Raw genomic sequence first — 15,993 nt, 5'->3', positions numbered from 1 at the left:
GGTCTACAGCCGCCCACGCAAAGCGCTCGGCTGGGAAACCCCGGCCGAGCGCCTCGCCAAGCTCCTGGCCACAGCCAGTTGATCACCTGTGTTGCGACCCCTGGAACTCGCCGTGTACGGCGGGGGCACCCTGGTGCTGGGCCGGTCAGGGCTGTGCGGTGAGTGTGAAGCTCTGTGCGGAGGAGCCGTCACAGGTGCGCTGCGTGAGCTGAACGCTGTTCGTCGAGGCGCTCGCCGCGGTCAGGCACTTGCCGCTGTGCCGGGCCGTGAAGTGATAGCGCCCGGTGCTCTCCTTCACCGGCAGCCATTGCTGGTTCTGTCCGCCGGAGTAACTCCACAGCTGAAGGGGCGCGTTGTCGGCCGTCGAGACGCCGGTCACGTCGATGACCTGCTGTGGATTGGGGCGGATGGCTGCCTGCCGGTACCCGCTGTCGGTCGAGCGGAACTGGAACTGCTGTGCCTGGGTGCCGTTGCAGGCGTACTGCTGGATGGCGGTTCCGTTCGCCGTGGCGGCTGAACGGGCGTCCACACAGGTGCCGTTGCCCACGTTCGTCAGCGAGTACCAGGCGGTCTCGGAGACCGAGTCCGCCGGCGGCGTGGTGGTGTCGGCCCCGCCCAGCCACTTCAGGCCGTCCAACAGGAAGCGGTTCTGTGTCGCGCTGGCGAACGTCGACGACGTACGCGTGTTGGTCGAGTAGTTCATCGCGTTGTGACCGAAGTTCGCGTACAGCATCTTGTACCGCGTGTTGGTCCACAGGATCGGGTAATAGCCGTCGTACCAGGACTGGTCGGGATCCGTGCCGAGGGGGAAGCTGCTGGGGTCGATCGAGGCGAGGATCTTGATGTCGAGGTTCTGCCGAAGGTCGTTGGACCAGCTGTACCACTCGCTGACCGACGAGGTGAACGTGGCCGGCAGGTTCTTGGTGGACGGGTGCGTACGGTCCTCCACCCTCAGGACCGACGTCGTCGGACCCCAGGTGTTCGTCGCGAAGTTACCGGAGCCGAGGAACGTGTTGTGGTACCAGGGCCAGCCCGCCGCATCGGTCGTGAAGGCGGCGACATGGAAGCCGAACCAGGCACCGCCATTGCGCATGTACGTCTCGAAGCCCTTCCGTTGGGCCGACGTCTGAGGCAAGTCATCGAGGAACAGCACGACTTGGTAGGAGTTGACGCCGCCGTTGCTGAGCAGGTCCCAGTTGTTGCTGGCCGTGTAGGTGAAGCCGTTCGCCGCGGCCTGCTTGGGGAACCAGTCGTTCGCCTCCTTGACGAAGTCGATGTGCGCGGCGTCGTAGGTGCCGCTGTAGAGAGCCAGCACCTTGAACGGCGTCACCGAGGAGCTCGCCTGGGCGGCCGGCGGTGAGGCCAGACCAAGCAGCGTGGCCAGCAGGACGAGGGCCCGCAGGGCGGCGCGCGCCGGACCGGATCTGATGGTGTGCATCGGCTCATCGATCCTTTCTGTGCGAGTTACGGGTAGTTGGTGAGGTACGCGACGTTGGTGCTGGAGTTGGACGGTCCTCCGGTGTTGTTGATGACATGACTGATGGTGCCGACACCGCCCAGCGAGACGGTCACCATGTCGTGGAACTTGACCCCTGACACACTTGGCACCTCGAAGGCGCGATCGGCGACCACGCTCGAGTTGGCGCTGAAGTAGCAGTAGCTGCCCAGCCCCCACGCCTCGTGGGAGGTGACGGAGGAGGCGACCTTGTAGGCGGGATAGCCCTTTCCGCTGCCGTTCATCCAGGAGGACTGGTTCGGCGGGTCGTAGGGCATCTCGTTCTGGAAGAAGTACGTTCTGCCGCCGTTGCCGTTCCAGATGACCTGGGTCTTCTGGTAGTGCTCGACGAACAGGCCGTAGGCGGTCACGTTGTTGCCGTTGACCACCAGGCCGGTGTCCGCGGTGTTGGTGCTCCAGCCGACCGTGCCGCCGTTGCCGTGGTCGGCTCTCCAGATCCAGCTGTGGTCGATGATCGTGTCGGAGCTGTTGATCACCAGCGAATTGGTCGCCTTGCCGACGGTGGCGCCGCCGATCCGGACGAAGACGTCGGACAGCTGGATCGGGTCGGCCGCGTGCGAGGCGGACGAACCGGCCGGACCGATCTGCATCAGCGTCTGGGAGTTGGTGGTGCCCGCGTCGATCAGCAGGCCCGCGATCTCGATGCCGTCCACGTCGGCGGTGGAGACGGCTGTTATCCCGCCGTCCGGCACGAAGGTGGCCAGGCCCATGCCCAGCACGACCGTGTCGGGGCGAGTGATGCTGATCGTCTGGTTGAGGTGGTAGACGCCTGGGGTGACCAGCAGGTTCTTGCCAGCCGCGAGAGCGGTGTTCATGTCGGCCGCGGTGGCACCGGGCTTGACGATGTAGAACTGGTCGATCGGCAGGGACTTGCCCGCCGGGGTCTTCCCGCTCCACGTGGTGCCCACGGCATTGTTCTGCAGTCCGGGCGCGAACACCTGGTAGGCACCCGCGCTGTTGACGTACAGGAACGGCTTCTCGCGGATGGTCGGTGAGCCGGCGACGTTGGTGTACGTCGGGAAGGACTGGGCGGGCGCGCCCTGGTCGCCGACGAAGACCATGTTCCAGTTGGAGCCGGACCAGCTGCCCATCTGCGAGTTTCGGGTGAGGAACTGCTGCTGGGAGCCGGACTGGATCTGCCCGTCGACCTTGGTGTCGGACATGAAGCCGCCGCTGGACCAGCCGCCGTCGTCGAGCGCGAGGTTGCCGCGCACGTGCATGCGCCGGTACGGGGCGGCCTGCGAGACGGCCCAGCGGTCGCTGCCGTTGGTGGGGTTGACCGACAGGTTCTCGGCGTCGCGCCAGAAGTTCTGGGTGGCGTTGCCCTGGAACCAGTCGGCCTCCGCGTGCACGGAACCGTTGATGGTCACGTCGTCCGGTGAGAACCCGAGACCGGCGACCTGGGTGTAGAAGCCGACGTTGGCGTTGGCGCTGTAGGTGCCGGGCTTGAACAGCAGAGCCTGGCGCGCCGAGCCGAACTGGTTGGTCTCCTGCTGGGAGAAGACCGAGTTCAGCTTGGACTGGATGCTGGACGCCGACATCGACGGGTCGAACACCGTCACGTTGGGACCGAAGTCCGGAGTGCCCGGCGGGTTCGTCGTGCCTCCGCCACCCAGGATGAAGGACTGCGCGGCGGTGCCGTTGCAGGTGTACTGCGCCAGCTGCACGCTGTCCGCGGTGGAGGCGCTGGGGACGTCCAGGCACTTCCCGCTGTTGCGGTTGACGAAGTGGTAGGCGCCGTCGGCCTCGGCGACGGGCTGCCACTGCTGATTGTTGCCGCTGGAGTACGTCCACAGCTGGACGGTCGCGGAGTCGGCGGTGGAAACGCCGGTGACATCCCATGCCTTGGTGGCGTCGAGGTTGCTGTTCACCCGGTAGTAGCCGCCGCTGGTGGCCACCAGCTGCCAGTTCTGGGCGGTGCTGCCGTTGCACGAGTACTGCTGGACGGCGGTGCCGTCACCACTCGCGGCCGAGCGGGCGTCGACGCACTTGCCGCTGCCCTTGTTGACCACGGTGGTATAGCCGGTCGGCAGGGAGGCGGCCGCCGCGGTCTGCGCGTAAGCCGAGTCCTGCGAGGTGTACGCGATGCCGGACACGATGCTCGCCACGAGCGCGACCACGGTCAGGCCCTTCGGTATCCGGTGGCGGCCGGACAGTCTCTTCCGTCTGAGCACGACGTTCTCCTGCGGTGATGGGGGGTGTAAGGGTGGAGCGCGTCCGTCAGCCGGAGTACTTGGCGAAGATGCTGGTGAACTGCCAGGCGTTCTGGGCCACGCCCGAGCAGGTGTCGTTGTTCGGGTAGGCGCCGGAGCAGGGACGGTCACGGTTGACCGACCAGAACGTCAGCCGCGCCAGGTGATGCTGCTGTGCGTAGGCCAGGATGGTCTGGAAGTCGGCTGTGGTGACGGTCTCGTTGACGTCCGTGATGCCGTTCATGGACGAGATGCCCATGTCCCGGTACGCCTGGTTGTCGGTGTACTTGTAGGCGTTCTTGAGCACCGTCTTCAGACCCTCCGCGGCCCGCTGCGTGAGCGTTCCCATGTTCTGGCCGGCGCCGTCGAAGTCGAACGGCATGATGGTCCAGCTGTCCACGGTCAGTCCGGACGCGGCGGCCCTGTTGATCAGGCTCGTGTCGGGACCGCTCTGGCCGGTGCCGATGGTGACGTACACCTTGATGCCCGGGTTCTTTGCCTTGACGGTCTTGAGGGCGTCCACGGTGCGCTGCTGGACCGTGGAATTGCTGTAGGCGTCGGCCTCCAGGTCGATGTCGATGGCCTTGAGCCCGTAGGCGTTGACGACCTTCTGGTACGCGGCCGCCAGCTCGCCGGCGCTGGAGCAGGAACTCTCCAGCTTGTTGCCGCTGTACCCGCCGAAGGACGGGATGACGTCGCCGCCGTTCGCCCGCACGGTGTTGACGGTCTGCTGGTCGACGCCGCCGGTCAACGGGCGGCCGCCGTCCCACTGGGGGTTGCAGTAGCCGTTGCTGAGGACGAAGGCCAGGGTGAACCACTTGACGCCAGTGGCGTTCATGACAGTGGTGGGGCTGGGCGGGCTGCCCCAGCCGTTGTAGATGTACGGGGCGACGGCCATCGGCGCGGAGGTGGAGGGCGGCGGGGTCGTGCCCCCGTCGGCGGCGGGTGCGGTCCACTTCTGGTTGGCCGCGCCGGTGCAGCTCCAGATCTGTATGGCGGTGCCGTTGGCAGACGTGTTGCCCGCGACGTCGAGACACTTGCCGGCCTGCGGATTGACGATGTCGCGGGCCGCGCTGACCGTCCACTTCTGGTTCGCGCCACCGCCGCAGTCCCACAGCTGGAGCCTGGCGCCGTTGGCGGTCGAGTTCCCGGTGACGTCAAGGCACTTGCCCAGGGCCCGGATGCTCCCGTCGGAGCCGACAGTCCACTGCTGGGCGGCGGTGCCGTTGCAGTCGTAGAGCTGTACGGCCGTGCCGTTCGTGGAACTCGCGCCGGCCACGTCGAGGCACTTGCCCCCGAGACCGGTGACGCTGCCGGTGGCCGCCACCGCGGGCGACACGGTGATCGCACCGGCGGAGAGAGTCAGTGCTGCAGTCGAGAGGGTGGCGCGCAGCGCGGTGGAGCGCGCGAGGGAACGTCTGACCATCAAGGGGGATCACAGCCCTTCAGAAGTGGCTGGTGGCGTGGGGGGTGTTCATATGCATGAACGATGAGCGTATCCGTGGAGGCTCGGTGATCGGTGAACTTAAAGGTCTGCACCAGACACGTCAAGAGATGAAGACAAGGGAGAGCCGAATTGGGTTGGCTTCACGAGGAGTTGAACCCGCCGTCAACCTCCGGTGCGACGACGGGCAGCCGGGAATCCGGCGCTCGGCACCCGGATGCCTCGGACGCTCTCTGGAAGAGTTGGGCCGCTACGAGGAAGCGGTGGGCGTGTACCAGCGGGACATTGAGATCTGCCGCGTCGTCGGTGACTGGCACGGCGAGGCGGGCACCCGGAACAATCTCGGCCTCGCTGCGCTCTTCTTGCTCTCGTCAGCTCTGTGGACGACGGACCTGGAGGAAGCCGTCTCTCTCGGTCCGGCGGCGGTCACCGCGCTCGGCATGACTGACGACGAGGCGCTGACCGAACAGGCAACGGCTCTCGTGGCCACGATGCGAGAGTCCGTCGACGGCGGCGGACTGCCAGGGGCTACCTGAGCCGTTCCGCCGGTGCAACGGTGCCTCGGGCGCCGCTACGTGGAAGGCGAGTGGGGTCTTACAAGAGGTACTGCCCGCGCTTGTTGCTGTCCGGACGTCGCTCACGGCAAAAAGGCATCGAGGCCGGGCGTCCCGCGCCAGAACCGGGCCCGGGACGCGGTGGCCCCGGCGCGTGGGTGACCTGCCACGCCCGCGCAGCCAGCAGACCGTCCGACCAGCGACATACGGCACCTGATGACCCATCAGAACGAGCGTCAAATGAGCGTCACTTCAGCGTCAGGACATCGCCCGTAACGCCCGCACCGCATCTCATGCGCACGCACAAAATCGCAGGTCAGGAGCCCTTCGCGGCCGGTTCGAGGATGGCGACACACTCCACGTGGTGCGTCATCGGAAACAGATCGAACGCCCGCAGCGTCCGCACCCGGTAGCCGCCGTCGCGGAAGTACGCCAGGTCGCGGGCCAGCGCGGCCGGGTCGCAGGCGACGTAGGCGATGCGGCGGGCGCCCAGGGACGACAGGTGCTGCACCGTCTTCTTGCCGGCGCCGGCCCGCGGGGGGTCGAGGACGATGAGGTCGACCTCGGTGATGCCGGTGCGCGGCAGGACCGACTCGACCTTGCCCTGCTCGATGCGGACCCGGGGGAATTCGGCCAGGTTGTGGCGGGCGTCCTCCACCGCGCGCTTGCCCGACTCGATGCCGAGCACCGCGCCCTTCTCGCCGAGGCGGTCGGCGAGGGCGCCGGCGAAGAGGCCGACGCCGCAGTAGAGGTCGAGGGCCATGTCGCCCTTGCGGGGCAGCAGGCCCTGCATGACGGTGGTGACCAGGGTGTCGGCCGCCTTCGGGTGGACCTGCCAGAAGCCGCCGCTGCCGACCCGGTGCGTGCGGCCGTCCGCGCGCTCGCGGACGAAGGGGCGGCCGTGGACGCGGTGGACGCCGCCGTCCTTCTCCTCGACCCGCATCACCGACACCGGCCGGTCCAGCTCGACCAGGGGCAGCCGCGCGCCCGGCCGCGGGGTGAGGATGACCTGGCGGTCCTGCGAACCGGTGGCCGCGATGGCCTCCACCGACTCCATGCCCGTCCAGTCGCGCTGCTCGATGCCCAGCTCGCTGACGCCCTCGGCGGCGATCATGCAGTGGTCGATGCGCTCGACGTCGTGGGAGCGGTGGCGGCGCAGGCCCGCGTGGCCCTCGGCGTCGACGGCGTACTGCACCCGCGTCCGCCACTGGGGCACCTGGCCGGCGGGCACCTTGTCGCCCTCGGCCGGCATGACCGTGCCGTCCCAGCCGGCCTCCTCGGGGGTGAGGCCGGCGAGCCGCTCGAGCTGCTCGGCGATGACCTCGCCCTTCAGCCGGCGCTGGGCGCCCGGCTTGGCGTGCTGCCAGTCGCAGCCGCCGCAGCGTCCGGGTCCGGCGAAGGGGCACGGCGCCTCGACGCGGTCCTTGGAGGCCTCCAGCACCCGCACCGCGTCCGCGCGCAGGAAGCGGGCGCCCTCCTCGCCCTCCGTCACCCGGGCCACGACCCGCTCCCCCGGCAGCGCGTGCCGGACGAACAGCACCTGGCCCTCGGCGGTCCGGGCGATGCAGTGGCCGCCGTGGGCCACGGGGCCGATCTCGACCTCGTACTCCGCTCCGACGAGCGACCCCGCCTGCGCGTTCTTCGGTTCTGCCTGCATGGCGGGGTGACTCCAGATCGAGAAGGGTGAGACGGCCGGGGATGAGACGGCCGGACAACAGCCCACCAGTCTACGTGGGTGTCGTCCGGCCGTTCACCACGCGCCCGCGCGGGCGGTCCTCAGCCCTTGGGCGCCGGCGTCTCCTTCGCCCGCTCCTGGGCCGGACCCCGGCGCACCGCACCCGGCGCGCTCCAGTCCTGCCGCCTGCGCGCCCGGTTGCGCGCCGCCACGGAGGAGGCCAGCTGGTAGGGGACGGAGGTGACCATGACGCCCGGGGTGAACAGCAGGCGGCCCTTGAGGCGCAGGGCGCTCTGGTTGTGCAGCAGGTGCTCGTACCAGTGGCCGACCACGTACTCCGGGATGATCACCGAGACGGCGTCGCGCGGGGACTCCTTGCGCAGGCTCTTGACGTACTCGATGATCGGCCGGGTGATCTCCCGGTAGGGCGAGTCGAGCACCTTCAGCGGTACGTCGATCCCGCGCCGCTCCCACTCCTCGCGCAGCGTCCTGGTCTCCGCCGGGTCGACGTTGACGGTGAGCGCCTCCAGGGTGTCCGAGCGCATCAGCTTGGCGTAGGCCAGGGCCCGCAGGGTGGGGCGGTGGATCTTGGAGATCAGCACCACCGAGTGGACCCGGGAGGGCCGCACGCTGTCGTCGCTGGGGCCCTCGGGGGCGGCGATCTCGTCGGCGACGCGGTCGTAGTGCTTACGGATCGCGGTCATCGTCGCGTAGAAGATGCACATGCCCAGCAGGGCCACCCAGGCGCCGTGCGTGAACTTGGTGACGAGGACGACGACCAGCACCAGGCCGGTGAAGAAGGCGCCGAAGGTGTTGATGGCGCGCGAGCGGATCATGCGGCTGCGCTTGGCCGGGTCCTTCTCGGCCGCCAGGTGGCGGTTCCAGTGCCGGACCATGCCGGTCTGGCTGAGCGTGAAGGACACGAAGACACCGACGATGTACAGCTGGATCAGGCGGGTGGAGTCCGCGCCGTAGATGAAGACCAGCAGCATCGCCGTGCCCGACAGCAGCACGATGCCGTTGGAGAAGGCGAGGCGGTCGCCCCGGGTGTGCAGCTGGCGGGGCAGGTAGCGGTCCTGGGCGAGGATCGAGCCGAGCAGCGGGAAGCCGTTGTAGGCCGTGTTCGCGGCCAGGAACAGCACCAGGGCGGTGGCGGCGGCGAGCACGATGAACAGCAGGCTGCCCTTGCCGAAGACCGCCTCGGCGACCTGGGAGATCACCGGGTTCTGGACGTAGTCGGAGCCCAGCGCCACACCGTTGTGGAGCAGATCGGTGGCCGGGTTCTCGGCCATCCGGACCTTGGTCACGCCGGCCAGGGCGATGATGCCGCAGAACATGGTCACGGCCAGCAGACCCATCATGGCCAGTGTGGTCGCCGCGTTCTTCGACTTGGGCTTGCGGAAGGCGGGGACGCCGTTGGAGATGGCCTCCACACCGGTGAGGGCCGCACAGCCGGAGGAGAAGGCCCGCAGCAGCAGGAAGACCAGCGCGAAGCCCGCGAGGCCCTGGTGCTCGGCCTTGATGTGGTAGTCGGCGGTGGGTGCCCGCATGGTGTCGCCGAGGACCAGGCCGCGGAACGCGCCCCAGGCGATCATGATGAAGACGCCGGCGACGAAGACGTAGGTCGGGATCGCGAAGAGCGTGCCCGACTCCTTCACGCCGCGCAGGTTCATCAGCGTCAGCAGCACGATCACGGCGGCCGCGCAGAAGACCTTGTGCTCGACGACGAAGGGGACGGCCGAGCCCAGGTTCTCGATGCCGGACGAGATGGACACGGCGACGGTCAGGACGTAGTCGACGAGCAGCGCGCTGGCGACGGTCAGGCCGGCCGCGGGTCCCAGGTTGGTGGTGGCGACCTCGTAGTCGCCGCCGCCGCTGGGGTAGGCGTGGACGTTCTGCCGGTAGGAGGCGACGACCGTGAACATCAGCACGACGACCGCGAGGGCGATCCACGGGCTGAAGTGGTACGCCGACACGCCCGCGATGGACAGGACCAGCAGGACCTCTCCGGGCGCGTACGCGACGGAGGACAGCGGGTCGGAGGCGAAGACGGGGAGTGCGATGCGCTTCGGCAGGAGCGTCTCGCCCAGCCGGTCACTGCGCAGGGCCCGCCCGATGAGGATCCGTTTGGGCACGTCGGTCAGTTTGGACACGACAGAGGATCGTAGGCCTTCGAACTGGCAGTCGCCCACCCGCCATCCCCTATCCGCCGCGCGCCGTCCAAGGTTCTGCCTCCCGGGTGAACTCGCAGGGGGTCGGAACTGCGGATTCCGCGGCCGGCCCGCGCGGCGTGCCTAGATGACAAACCCCGTCTGTCGCCGCACCCCGGAGGTTCCATGCCCGCGACCGCAGAGCTGATCGGCGCAACGGCCGCCCTCGTCGGCCTCGGAATCCTCACCCTGTGCAGCGTGCGCAGGATCACTCGCCGCTGAGCCCCGCCGGGGCCGCGGACGTGCACAGGGGTGCCCACCAGGGACGGCGCGTGTGTAGCTTAAGCACCGGTCTGAGACCCTGAGGATGCTCGGAACCCGTCGGAGCCGAGCGGCATCGTTTGAACACCGGAAGGACGGTCGTGCACATCGTCATCATGGGCTGCGGGAGAGTGGGTTCCGCTCTCGCCCAGACCCTGGAGCAACAGGGGCACACGGTCGCCGTGATCGACCAGGACCCCACGGCCTTCCGCCGGCTGGGCCCGGGATTCGGCGGCCGCCGGGTCACCGGTGTCGGCTTCGACCAGGACACGCTGCGCGAGGCGGGCATCGAGGAGGCCGGCGCCTTCGCCGCCGTCTCCAGCGGTGACAACTCCAACATCATCTCCGCGCGCGTGGCCCGCGAGATGTTCGGCGTGGAGAACGTGGCCGCCCGCATCTACGACCCCCGCCGCGCCGAGGTGTACCAGCGCCTCGGCATCCCCACCGTGGCGACGGTCCGCTGGACCGCCGACCAGATGCTGCGCCGTCTGCTGCCCTCGGGCGCCGAGCCGCTGTGGCGCGACCCCACCGGGGGCGTCCAGCTCGCCGAGGTGCACGCCTCGCCGAAGTGGGTCGGCCACAAGATCAGCAAGCTCCAGGAGGAGACGGGCGTCCGCGTGGCGTTCCTGACCCGGCTCGGGGAGGCGATCCTGCCCACCTCGCAGACGGTGCTGCAGGAGGGCGACCTGGTGCACGTGATGATGCGGACGGACGACGTCGAGAAGGTCGAGGCGGCGTTCGCCGGGGGCCCTGAAGAGGAGGGCGGTCACTGATGAGGGTCGCCATTGCCGGTGCCGGCGCCGTCGGCCGCTCCATCGCGGGCGAGCTGCTGGAGAACGGCCACGAGGTCCTGCTGATCGACAAGGCCCCGACCGCCATCTCGGTGGAGCGGGTCCCCCAGGCGGAGTGGCTACTGGCCGACGCCTGCGAGATCACCTCCCTGGACGAGGCGGCGTTGCAGCGCTGCAACGTCGTGATCGCCGCGACCGGCGACGACAAGGTCAACCTGGTCGTCTCGCTGCTCGCCAAGACGGAGTACGGCGTCCCGCGCGTCGTCGCCCGGGTGAACAACCCGAAGAACGAGTGGCTGTTCAACGAGGCGTGGGGAGTGGACGTCGCCGTGTCCACGCCCCGCCTGATGTCCGCCCTGGTCGAGGAGGCGGTGAGCGTCGGCGACCTGGTCCGGCTGCTGCGCTTCAGCCACGGCGACGCCAACCTCGTGGAGCTGACGCTGCCCGAGGAGTCGGCCCTGGCCGGCACCCAGGTCGGCGACGTGGAGTGGCCGGAGGACACCTCGCTGGTCACCATCATCCGCGGCACCCGTGTGCTGACGCCGTCCAAGGAGGACTCCCTGGAGGCCGGCGACGAGCTGCTGTTCGTGGCCGCGCAGGCCCGCGAGGAGCAGCTGGAGGACCTGCTGTCGGTCCGGCGGGAAGAGGACTGACCCGCCGGGGTACGGCACGAGGGGGGCGCCCGGAGATCTCCGGGCGCCCCCCTCGTCGTCTCCTGGCCGCGCGGCCTGCGCGTCCCTCGTCGTCCCGGCCGCCGGCTACGCGTCGCGGCGGTGCCGCCCGCCCGCGGACTCCTCGGCCTTCGCCGCCTGCTCAGCCGTCCCGGCCCGCTCGGCGGCCTGCCCGGCCCGCTCGGCCTCGGCGGCGGCCTTCTCGGCCTTCTCGGCCTGCTCCTGCGCCTCCATCTCCGCGAAGACGTCGATCGGCGCCGGCGCCTTGGCGAGGAAGACCCAGGTGAGCCAGACCGCCAGCAGGAACGGCGGGATCTTCAGGGCCACCAGGACCCAGCCGAGCTGGGCGGTGTCGGCCCACCAGTACAGCGGGAAGAGGACCGCGCACTTGGCGAGCATGATCAGGCCCCAGGCCCAGCTCGCCTTGGCGTAGGCCTTCTTGCGGCCGGGGTTGCGGGTGCGCCAGGAGAGGTTCTCCTTGAAGACCGGGCCGAGCATCAGGCCCATCAGCGGCACCCCGGCGAGGGTGGTGACGATGTAGGCCAGCGCCGTCCCCAGCGTGTACAGCATGCCGGGGAGGTAGAAGTCCTTGGCGTTGCCGGTCATCATCGCGAAGACCACGCCGAAGGCGACGCCGAAGACGCCGCTGAAGGCGTGCTTGACGGTGTCCCTGCGCACCAGCCGGACCGCGACCAGGACCAGCGACACGGCCAGCGCGGCGATGGCCGACCAGTGCAAGTCCTTGTTGATGGTGAAGATGGTGACGAAGAGGAGGCCGGGCAGGACCGTCTCGACCATGCCCCGGACACCGCCGAACGCCTCGAACAGCGCGGCCTCGGTCACCGCCCGGGCGTCGTCCTGTGACGTGTCGTCGGTGTCTTCGGTCGGCTTGTCGAGGGACGTCACCGGCTACTCCCTACCCAGGGGTCTCAGTTCGTACTTCGGATTGAACAGCACCCGGCGGCCCCGGCTCATCGAGATCCGGCCCGACGCGAGGAGCTTGCGCCCCGGTTCTATCCCCGTGATGGAACGCCTGCCCAGCCACACCACGTCCAGCGCGGCGGAGCCGTCGAACAGCTCGGCCTCCAGGGCCGGGACACCGGCCCGCGGCCGCAGGGTGACCGTGCGCAAGGTACCAGTAACCGTGACTATCTGGCGGTCCTGACAGTCTCCGATCCGTGTGCAGCCGGCCGTCTCGGCGTCTTCCCGAAGCTCCTCGGACTCCAGGTCCTCCTGCGAGGTGGAGAGCCGGTCGAGCATGCGCCGGAACCGGCCCGCCGGCTTTTCGGAACGAGGAACAGCACTCATGTCTGAAGCCTACCGGGGTGCACCGACGGGCCCGTACCCGCGGCCGGGCGGCCCCGGCCCCCGGGCGCCCGCGCACCTCGACCGCCCGGCGTGCGCGGCGAGCGCGGGCGGCCGGTCGTCCCCGGGTCACGTCTCGAAGCGGTAGCCCATCCCCGGTTCGGTGACGAAGTGCCTCGGGTGCGAGGGGTCGGCCTCCAGCTTGCGGCGCAGCTGTGCCATGTACACGCGCAGGTAGTTGGACTCCGTCCCGTACGACGGCCCCCACACCTCCTGGAGCAGCTGCTTCTGGCCGACGAGCCGCCCGGTGTTGCGGACCAGCACCTCCAGCAGGTGCCACTCGGTGGGGGTGAGCCGGACGTCCTTGCCGCCCCGGTCGACCTTCTTCGCCACCAGGTCGACGGTGAACTCCGGCGTCCGTACGGTCGTCACCTCGTCCGCCCCGGTCCCGGCCGGCTCGGCCCGGCGCACGGCCGCCCGCAGCCGGGCCAGCAACTCGTCCATGCCGAAGGGCTTGGTGACGTAGTCGTCGGCGCCCGCGTCCAGCGCCTGCACCTTCTCGTCGGAGGAGTGCCGGGCCGAGAGGACGAGGACGGGCACCCTGGTCCAGCCGCGCAGGCCCCGGATCACCTCGACGCCGTCCATGTCGGGCAGGCCGAGGTCGAGCACGATCACGTCGGGGTGGCGGGAGGCCGCCAGGGCGAGGGCGGACCTGCCGTCGGGCGCCGCGTCCACCTCGTACCCGCGTGCCTTGAGGTTGAGCACGAGGGCGCGGGTGATCTGCGGCTCGTCGTCGACGACCAGCACCCGGGTCATGACATCTGCCTTTCCTCTGCGGTCGAGCGCGGCCCGTCCGGCCGCTGTTCGGGGAGTCCGCCCGCCGCGCCGAGGCTGAGGACCATGGTGAGGCCCCCGCCCGGCGTGTCCTCGGCGGTGAGAGTGCCGCCCATCGCCTCCGCGAAACCCCGGGCGACCGCCAGGCCGAGGCCGACGCCGGCACCGCGCGGGGCGTCACCGTAGCGCTGGAAGGGCTCGAAGATGCGGTCCTTCGCCTCGTCGGGAACGCCCGGTCCCCGGTCCACCACCCGCACCTCGACCCGGTCGGCCATGGCGCTGGCGGACACCAGGACCCGCTGCCCGGGCGGGCTGTACTTGACGGCGTTCTCCACCAGGTTGGCCACGGACCGCTCCAGCAGCCCGGGGTCGACGGCGACCATCGGCAGCGTCTCCGGGACGTCGAGGTCCACGCTGTCCTCGGGCACGCCGCCGAGGGCCACCGGGACCACCTCGTCGACGTCGATCTCGCGGATGAGCGGGGTGACCGTGCCGGTGTGCAGGCGGGACATGTCGAGCAGGTTGCCGACGAGGTGGTCGAGGCGGTCGGCGCCCTCCTCGATGCCCGCGAGCAGCTCCGCCTCGTCCTCGGCGGACCAGGCCACGTCGCCGGAGCGCAGCGAGGACACGGCCGCCTTGATGCCCGCCAGCGGGGTGCGCAGGTCATGGCTGACGGCGGCCAGCAGCGCGGTGCGGATGCGGTTGCCCTCGGCGAGCGTGCGCGCCCGGTCGGCCTCCTCCCGCAGGCGCCGGCGGTCCAGCGCGACGGCGGCCTGGGCGGCGAAGGCGGCCAGCACCCGGCGGTCCCCGGCGGGCAGCACCCGGCCCCTCAGCGCGAGCGCCAGGTGGTCCCCGACCGGCACGTCCACGTCGGCGTCCTCCGGCCGCCGCAGCGGCGGCCCCGACCCGGCGCGGGCCGCGCAGTGCCACGGGTCGAGGTCGCCGGTCCGCTCCAGCAGGGCCGCCGAGTCCATGCCGAAGGTCTCGCGGACCCGCTCCAGCAGCTCCTCCAGGCCGGTCTCGCCGCGCAGCACGTTGCCGGCCAGGAAGGCGAGGATCTCGGACTCGGCGCGCAGCCGGGCCGCCTGGTCGGTGCGGCGGGCGGCGAGGTCCACCACCCGGGCCACCGTCGCCGCCACGCCCACGAAGACCGCGACGGCGACGGCGTCCCGGGGGTCGGCGACGGCCGGTTGGTGCAGCGGGGGTGCGCAGGCCCAGGCCAGCAGCAGCGACCCGCAGACCGCCGAGGCCAGCGCCGGGCGCAGTCCGCCGAGCAGCGCGACGGCGATGGTCACGGCGAGGAACAGCAGCATGTCGTTGGCGAGGCCCAGGCTGACGGTGTCCAGCAGCGCCGCGAGGGCGGCCGGGCCGGCCAGCCCCGCCGCCCAGCCCCACCGGACCCGGCCCCGCCCCGGCCGGGCGTTGCCGGCAGCGGGCAGGACGCGCCCGCGGCCCGCCTCCTCGTGGGTGACGATGTGGACGTCGAGGTCGGGACCGGAGTCGCGGGTGACGGTGGCGCCGACACCGGGCCCGAAGACGTACTGCAGGGTGGTGCGGCGCGAGGAGCCCAGCACGATCTGGGTGGCGTTGACGCCGCGCGCGAAGTCCAGCAGGGCGGCCGGGATGTCGTCGCCGACGACGTGGTGGAAGGTGCCGCCCAGGTCCTCGACGAGGGTGCGCTGGACGGTCAGTTCCGCCGGGGAGGCGGCGGCCGGGTCGTCGCCGCGGGTGATGCGGACGGCGAGCACCTCGCCGCCGGCGCCCTTCTCGGCCAGGCGGGCGGCCCGCCGGATCAGGGTGCGTCCCTCGGGGCCGCCGGTCAGCCCGACCACGATCCGCTCCCGCGAGCCCCAGATCGTGGACACCCGGTGCCGGCTGCGGTACTCGTTCAGGTACTCGTCGGCCCGGTCGGCGACCCACAGCAGCGCCAGCTCGCGCAGGGCGGTGAGGTTGCCGGGCCGGAAGTAGTTGGACAGGGCCGCGTCGACGCGGTCGGGCCGGTAGATGTTGCCGTGGGCCATCCGGCGGCGCAGCGCCTGGGGCGACATGTCGACCAGCTCGATCTGGTCGGCCCGGCGCACCACCTCGTCCGGGACGGTCTCGCGCTGGCGCACCCCGGTGATCCACTCGACCACGTCGCCCAGCGACTCCAGGTGCTGGATGTCGACGGTGGAGACGACGTCGATGCCGGCGGCGAGCAGTTCCGCCACGTCCTGCCAGCGCTTGGCGTTGCGGGAGCCGGGGGCGTTGGTGTGGGCGAGGTCGTCCACCAGCGCGACGGCGGGCGCCCGGCGCAGCACGGCCGCCACGTCCAGCTCGCCGGTGCCCCACCCGGGGTCCCGCGGCCGCAGCGGCGGCACGTGGTCCAGGCCGTGCAGCAGCGCCTCGGTGCGCGGCCGGCCGTGGTGCTCGACGAGGGCGGCCACGCAGTCGGTGCCCCGCTCGGTCCGGCGGTGCGCCTCCGACAGCATCGCGTAGGTCTTGCCCACACCGGGTGCCGCGCCGAGGTAGATCCGAAGCCTGCCGCGTGCCATGGCGCC

12 protein-coding genes are annotated in these 15,993 nt (G+C 70.5%); 3 read left to right on the top strand and 9 right to left on the bottom strand.

Annotation, left to right across the window (positions count from 1 at the left end; translation table 11 throughout):
• Nucleotides 1-145: 145 nt before the first annotated feature.
• Genes ACZ6CZ_RS09050 through ACZ6CZ_RS09040 form a run of 3 tightly spaced genes read right to left on the bottom strand, consistent with a single transcriptional unit; the run spans nucleotide 146 to nucleotide 5,134 of the window.
• Nucleotides 146-1,438, bottom strand: a complete 1,293-nt coding sequence (locus ACZ6CZ_RS09050; RefSeq protein WP_469016922.1) for a ThuA domain-containing protein — start codon at nucleotides 1,436-1,438, stop codon at nucleotides 146-148.
• A gap of 26 nt (nucleotides 1,439-1,464) precedes the next feature.
• Nucleotides 1,465-3,690 (bottom strand): RICIN domain-containing protein, encoded by a 2,226-nt coding sequence (locus tag ACZ6CZ_RS09045; protein WP_469016919.1) that lies wholly within the window; start codon nucleotides 3,688-3,690, stop codon nucleotides 1,465-1,467.
• Between the two features lie 46 nt (nucleotides 3,691-3,736).
• The gene (locus tag ACZ6CZ_RS09040; RefSeq protein ID WP_469016916.1) at nucleotides 3,737-5,134 is read right to left on the bottom strand and encodes a lectin; all 1,398 of its coding nucleotides are present in this window, start codon (nucleotides 5,132-5,134) and stop codon (nucleotides 3,737-3,739) included.
• Between the two features lie 56 nt (nucleotides 5,135-5,190).
• Between ACZ6CZ_RS09040 and ACZ6CZ_RS09035 the strand changes: the two genes are divergently transcribed.
• Complete coding sequence (locus ACZ6CZ_RS09035; RefSeq protein WP_469016913.1) at nucleotides 5,191-5,688, top strand: tetratricopeptide repeat protein; 498 nt, start codon at nucleotides 5,191-5,193, stop codon at nucleotides 5,686-5,688.
• A gap of 334 nt (nucleotides 5,689-6,022) precedes the next feature.
• Here ACZ6CZ_RS09035 and ACZ6CZ_RS09030 read toward each other — a convergent pair whose 3' ends face one another.
• Complete coding sequence (locus tag ACZ6CZ_RS09030; RefSeq protein WP_469016910.1) at nucleotides 6,023-7,363, bottom strand: class I SAM-dependent RNA methyltransferase; 1,341 nt, start codon at nucleotides 7,361-7,363, stop codon at nucleotides 6,023-6,025.
• 119 nt (nucleotides 7,364-7,482) lie between these two features.
• Nucleotides 7,483-9,534, bottom strand: coding sequence for an APC family permease (locus ACZ6CZ_RS09025; protein WP_469016907.1), 2,052 nt, complete (start codon nucleotides 9,532-9,534; stop codon nucleotides 7,483-7,485).
• Nucleotides 9,535-9,953: 419 nt separating this feature from the next.
• Between ACZ6CZ_RS09025 and ACZ6CZ_RS09020 the strand changes: the two genes are divergently transcribed.
• Both ACZ6CZ_RS09020 and ACZ6CZ_RS09015 read left to right on the top strand, forming a co-directional pair.
• Nucleotides 9,954-10,625 carry a potassium channel family protein gene (locus tag ACZ6CZ_RS09020; RefSeq protein ID WP_225827021.1) on the top strand — a complete coding sequence of 224 codons (672 nt, stop codon included), beginning with the start codon at nucleotides 9,954-9,956 and terminating at the stop codon, nucleotides 10,623-10,625.
• Entirely contained in the window at nucleotides 10,625-11,296 is a 672-nt protein-coding gene (locus ACZ6CZ_RS09015; RefSeq protein ID WP_293992736.1) for a potassium channel family protein, read from the top strand. Before ACZ6CZ_RS09020 ends, ACZ6CZ_RS09015 begins: the two co-directional genes overlap by 1 nt.
• A gap of 105 nt (nucleotides 11,297-11,401) precedes the next feature.
• Here ACZ6CZ_RS09015 and ACZ6CZ_RS09010 read toward each other — a convergent pair whose 3' ends face one another.
• From ACZ6CZ_RS09010 to ACZ6CZ_RS08995, 4 genes are all read right to left on the bottom strand, one after another.
• A complete protein-coding gene (locus ACZ6CZ_RS09010; RefSeq protein WP_469016903.1) occupies nucleotides 11,402-12,220 on the bottom strand; it encodes a DUF3159 domain-containing protein in 819 nt (272 codons plus the stop codon).
• A gap of 3 nt (nucleotides 12,221-12,223) precedes the next feature.
• Nucleotides 12,224-12,622 carry an OB-fold nucleic acid binding domain-containing protein gene (locus tag ACZ6CZ_RS09005; RefSeq protein WP_469016900.1) on the bottom strand — a complete coding sequence of 133 codons (399 nt, stop codon included), beginning with the start codon at nucleotides 12,620-12,622 and terminating at the stop codon, nucleotides 12,224-12,226.
• Between the two features lie 126 nt (nucleotides 12,623-12,748).
• On the bottom strand, nucleotides 12,749-13,435 hold the full coding sequence (locus tag ACZ6CZ_RS09000; RefSeq protein ID WP_469016897.1) for a response regulator: 687 nt from the start codon (nucleotides 13,433-13,435) through the stop codon (nucleotides 12,749-12,751).
• Nucleotides 13,432-15,987, bottom strand: a complete 2,556-nt coding sequence (locus tag ACZ6CZ_RS08995) for a sensor histidine kinase (RefSeq protein ID WP_469016894.1) — start codon at nucleotides 15,985-15,987, stop codon at nucleotides 13,432-13,434. Before ACZ6CZ_RS08995 ends, ACZ6CZ_RS09000 begins: the two co-directional genes overlap by 4 nt.
• Between the last annotated feature and the right edge of the window lie 6 nt (nucleotides 15,988-15,993).

The organism is Streptomyces sp. NPDC041135 (assembly GCF_055592085.1).
The sequence above is the reverse complement of the archived record's forward strand: the minus strand, read 5'-3'. Positions and strand labels throughout refer to the sequence as shown.